The sequence below is a fragment of the Streptomyces sp. NPDC001027 genome (assembly GCF_040299045.1).
In the GTDB taxonomy this organism is placed as follows: Bacteria; Actinomycetota; Actinomycetes; order Streptomycetales; family Streptomycetaceae; genus Streptomyces.
In genome coordinates this window covers 1-4,448 of the sequence record NZ_JBEPBI010000411.1, presented here as the reverse complement: position 1 = coordinate 4,448, position 4,448 = coordinate 1, and the positions used below count along the sequence as shown (strand labels likewise).

Below are 4,448 nucleotides of genomic sequence, written 5' to 3'. Positions count from 1 at the left end.
TCAACTCGCTCGCCGACTACCTCACCAAAATCAACCCACCAACCACCAATACCTAACAGCAACTTAGAGTCGCCATTTCAGGCGCATCACACTAGAAGTCCGCCGCCGTGAATCGGCCCAGGTTCTTGCTGCGCATGGCAGGAAGCCTGGCGAAGAGGGTCCGCTCTGTCCAACGGATAAACCGCCGCGGTGAGCGCCGACGGCACTGCCCGCGGCGCGACTGGCGGCGGCACGACCGGCGCCGCGACCGGCGGGGTACGGGCGGAGGCGCCCCGGGGACGGTCGGTCGCCGCGCGGCGCCGCTCCGCTCCGCTCCGGGACGGCCACGCCCATGCCCCTCCCCGGCGGGCTCACGTCACCGGGCGGGTTCCGGGCCGGGGGGCCGCACGGGTCGCCATGACCTCTCCTTGGGCTCGGGTTTCGCGAAGCTCCCCGCCCGGCTGGTCGTCAGGCCCAGCCCCACCAGCCCCTCCGCCAGCTTCACCGCCGCCCCCACCCCGTCGACGACCGGAACGCCCAGCTTGTCGCCCACTGCCCGCTGCAGCCCCGTCATCCCGGCGCATCCGAGGACCAGCACCTCGGCTCCGGCCTGCCGGCACCGCTCGGCCGCGGCCAGGAACGCCGCCTCCGTGCGCTCGACGTCGCCGAGGTCGAGAACGCCGAGGCCGGTGCCGACGACGGCGGCGCAGTTGCGGCCCACGCCGGCGAGCTCCAGGCTGTCCTCGATCTGGCCGCAGGAGCGTTCCAGCGTGGTCACCACCCCGTACCGGCGCCCCAGCAGACACGCCAGGTGCGCCGCGGCCTCGGTGATGTCGACGACGGGCACGTCGACCAACTCCCGCACGCCCTCCCGGCCGTGCTCGCCGAATCCGGCCATGACCACGGCGTCATAGGGCGGTCCGGCGTAGGTCCGCAGTGCGTCCATGACCGCCGCGGCGGAGAGATAGCTGTCCAGCCAGCTCTCCGCCGACTCGGGACCCCACTCGGGGGTCAGTCCGGTCACTGCGGTGCCCGGACCTGCCGCGGCCCGGGCGCCTCGCACGATCTCCTCGGTCATCTCCCGCGTGGTGTTGCAGTTGGTGACGACGATCCGTACGTTCCGCACTCCGGTCAGACCTCCACCGGCTTCTCGGCGACGGCCGCGGCGCCCGCCGTCCGCTCGTCGCGGCACAGCAGGACGTAGAGACCCGCGCCGAGGGCCGTCCCGATGAACCAGGAGTAGGGGGCGACATCGCTGAACGTCTTCACCAGCGCGAGGACCGCCGCGACCGCGGCCGAGGGCAGGAACGCCCACAGGGCCTTGGGGTTGACGCCCCTGCGGTAGTAGTAGCGGGAGCCGGGCCGGCCGTCGAAGAGCTCCTGCACATCGACCCGGCCGCGCTTGACCCAGTAGTAGTCGACCATGATCACGCCGAACAGCGGGCCGAGGAAGGCCCCGAGGCCGCCGAGGAAGTAGTTGACGACGGTGGGGTTGGAGAAGAGGTTCCAGGGCGTGACGACCAGGGCGGCGACCGTGCTGATCATGCCGCCGACCTTGAACGTGATCTTCTGCGGCCAGACGTTGGCGAGGTCGTACGCAGGCGAGACGAAGTTGGCCACGATGTTGACGCCCATGGTCGCGATGGCGAAGGTGAGCGCGCCCAGGACGAGCACCCAGGTGTTGCCGACCTTGGCGACCAGTTCCGCCGGGTCGGTGATGGCCTCCCCGAACACCTCCAGCGAGCCGGCCGTCACGATCACGGAAACCACCACGAACGCCGTCGAGTTGAGCGGCAGGCCCCAGAAGTTGCCGCGCCGGACCGTGCGGTAGTCGGGCGCGAAGCGGGAGAAGTCACAGAAGTTGAGCATCAGGGTGCCGTAGGTGGCGAGGATCAGGCCGATCGCGCCGAACCACTGCCGCCACTGTTCGCCCACGGAGACCGGGTGCGGGGTGGAGGTCAGGGAGATGGTCCAGCCGGCCTTGGACAGCACCCACACCGCCAGGGCGATCATCACCAGCCAGATCGCCGGACCGCAGAAGTCCTGGAACTTGCGCACCGACTCCATGCCCCGGCTGATGATCAGCGCCTGGATCAGCCAGAGCGACACGAACGACACCCAGCCGAGCGCGTCGAGGCCCAGGAACGAGCTGTGCGTCCAGGACTCGAGGCCCGGCCAGGCCGCCAGCAGCATCACGTTGACGGCGACCGAGGCGAGATAGGTCTGGATGCCGTACCACATGATGGCGATCACGGCCCGTATGAGGGCCGGGATGTTGGCTCCCCAGACTCCGAAGCTGATACGGCTGACGACCGGGAAGGGCACCCCGTGCCGCTGGCCGATCCTGCCCATCCAGTTCATGCCGACGTAGATGAGCACGAAGCCCACGAGGAGCGATGTGAAGATCTGCCAGACGTTCATGCCGAGGACCAGCAGACCGGCGGCGAAGGTGTAGTTGCCGAGGTTGTGGACGTCCGACATCCACATGGCGAAGAGGTCGAAGACCTTCCAGTTCCGCTTGTCGGCGGGGGCGAGGTCTTCGTTGGTGAGCCGGGGGTCGGGGACGAACGCTGGCGCGCCGGTGACTTCGGCGCTGTCGGCGAGGGACACGGGGCCTCCCTGGGCGAGGGGACGGAGGAGGAGACTACGACCGGTCGTTTGGTATACCAAACTGCGGACATGGTCCCGTCGTCAAGCGTTCTGACCGATGTCCGTCCCGTTACAGCCCCGTGAAAGTCCCCTCGCATCGGCGAGGATGGGTCCATGACGAAGATCGAACCGCTCGGAGCGGTGCGCGAACGGGTGCTGGGGGCCCTTCGGCAGGAGATCATCGCCGGCAGTCTCCGCCCTGGAGACCGGCTCGTCGAGCGTGAGCTCGCCGAGCGCTTCGGCGTCTCCAGGGTTCCGGTGCGGGAAGCCATCCGGGCCCTCGTGGCCGAAGGCTTCGTCCTGTTCGAAACCCCGCGCCGTATCGTCGTACGCCCCCTGAGCCCCACCGACGTCAACGAGCTCTTCGAACTGCGCGAGGCCCTGGAGGTATACGCCGCCGGTCTCGCCGCCGCCCGCGCCACCCCTGAGGACCTCGCCGAACTGCGCGAACTCCTGACACGCGCGGCGAGCGCCACCGAAGCCGGCGACGCCGAGACGATCACCGACATCAACACCCGCTTCCACGACCGCCTCCTCGCCATGGCCGGCAACACCCTGCTGATCTCGGTCATGGAACCCGTCGCCGGGCGCCTGCAATGGCTCACCCGACGCAACGAGGAATGGCCTCAGCTCCTCACCGAACACCAGGAGCTGTACGACGCCATCGCCTCCGGCGACCCCGACCGCGCCCGCACGCACGCCCTCCACCACGTGCAGGCCAACTACCGCTCCACCGTGCGGCACCTCTTCGGGGACGCCCGCGAAGCCCCGTCCACACCCCTGCGCCCCGCCCTCGAAGGACCGAGCTGAACCTTCCCGCCGAGGGTTCAGCCGCGGCCTCCGGCGCCGGACCGCCTCCCCCGGCGTGGCCTCCTGGCGTCTGTACGCCGCCCAGGGCCGCGGCCACCGGCCCACGCGGCGGACTACGCCAGTCCCGCCGCCCCTGCAGCCGTCCGGAGCACATCACGCAGCATCTCGGCGGTGAGCCGACCGGTGAAGGTGTTGCGCTGGCTGACATGGAAGCAGCCGAAGACGTCGAGACCGTCACCGTCCGGCGGGCCGTCCAAGCGCACCCGCGCCCCGTGCGCGAAAACGGGCCGCGGCCTCGGCAGAACCCAGCCCGCCTCGCCGAACGCGGGCAGCGCGGCCTGCCAGCCGAAGCCGCCGAGCACCACGACCGCGCGCAACGTCGGCCTCAGCAGCCGCAGCTCCTGCACGAGCCAGGGCCGGCAGGTGTCCCGCTCCCCCGGAGTGGGCCGGTTCGCCGGCGGCGCACAGTGCACCGGCGAGGTGACCCGCACCCCGTACAGCTCGAGACCGTCGTCGACGGAGACGGAGGTGGGCTGCGACGCCAGCCCCACGTCGTACAGCGCCTGATACAGCACGTCCCCGGAACGGTCACCCGTGAACATCCGCCCCGTACGGTTCCCGCCGTGCGCGGCCGGGGCCAGCCCTACGATCAGCAGTCGCGCGTCGGCCGGCCCGAACCCGGGAACGGGCCGCCCCCAGTACGTCCAGTCGGCGAACGCCGCCCGCTTGTCACGCGCCGCCTCTTCACGCCAGGCCACCAGCCGAGGACACGCGTCACACCCCGCGACACGCCGGTCAAGCGCGACAAGAGCCGAGTCGGACCCGCCGCGCGCGCCGCCGGGGACTGCAGCAGCCGAACCACGGGAGCGGCCGCGGGAGGCGCCGGAGGCGGGAGGGGTGACAGAGGCCCGAGAGGTGCCGGGGGCGCGAGGGGTGCCGGGGGCGCGAGGGGTGCCGGGGGCTATAGGAATAGCGTGGGAGATCTTAAGAAAGTAGAGGTGGTAAAGTAT

At 70.5% G+C, this 4,448-nt stretch carries 4 protein-coding genes; 1 reads left to right on the top strand and 3 read right to left on the bottom strand.

Annotated features, from left to right (window positions below):
- Positions 1-355 precede the first annotated feature (355 nt).
- Positions 356-1,105 carry an aspartate/glutamate racemase family protein gene (locus ABT300_RS41790; protein ID WP_351687766.1) on the bottom strand — a complete coding sequence of 250 codons (750 nt, stop codon included), beginning with the start codon at positions 1,103-1,105 and terminating at the stop codon, positions 356-358.
- 5 nt (positions 1,106-1,110) lie between these two features.
- Positions 1,111-2,589, bottom strand: coding sequence for an NCS1 family nucleobase:cation symporter-1 (locus ABT300_RS41785; protein ID WP_351687764.1), 1,479 nt, complete (start codon positions 2,587-2,589; stop codon positions 1,111-1,113).
- Positions 2,590-2,742: 153 nt separating this feature from the next.
- Here ABT300_RS41785 and ABT300_RS41780 point away from each other — a divergent pair, with 153 nt between their 5' ends.
- The gene (locus tag ABT300_RS41780) at positions 2,743-3,438 is read left to right on the top strand and encodes a GntR family transcriptional regulator (protein ID WP_351687762.1); all 696 of its coding nucleotides are present in this window, start codon (positions 2,743-2,745) and stop codon (positions 3,436-3,438) included.
- A gap of 113 nt (positions 3,439-3,551) precedes the next feature.
- On the opposite strand, the gene ABT300_RS41775 is transcribed toward ABT300_RS41780, so the two are convergent.
- The gene (locus tag ABT300_RS41775) at positions 3,552-4,196 is read right to left on the bottom strand and encodes a uracil-DNA glycosylase (RefSeq protein ID WP_502978105.1); all 645 of its coding nucleotides are present in this window, start codon (positions 4,194-4,196) and stop codon (positions 3,552-3,554) included.
- Positions 4,197-4,448: the final 252 nt, after the last annotated feature.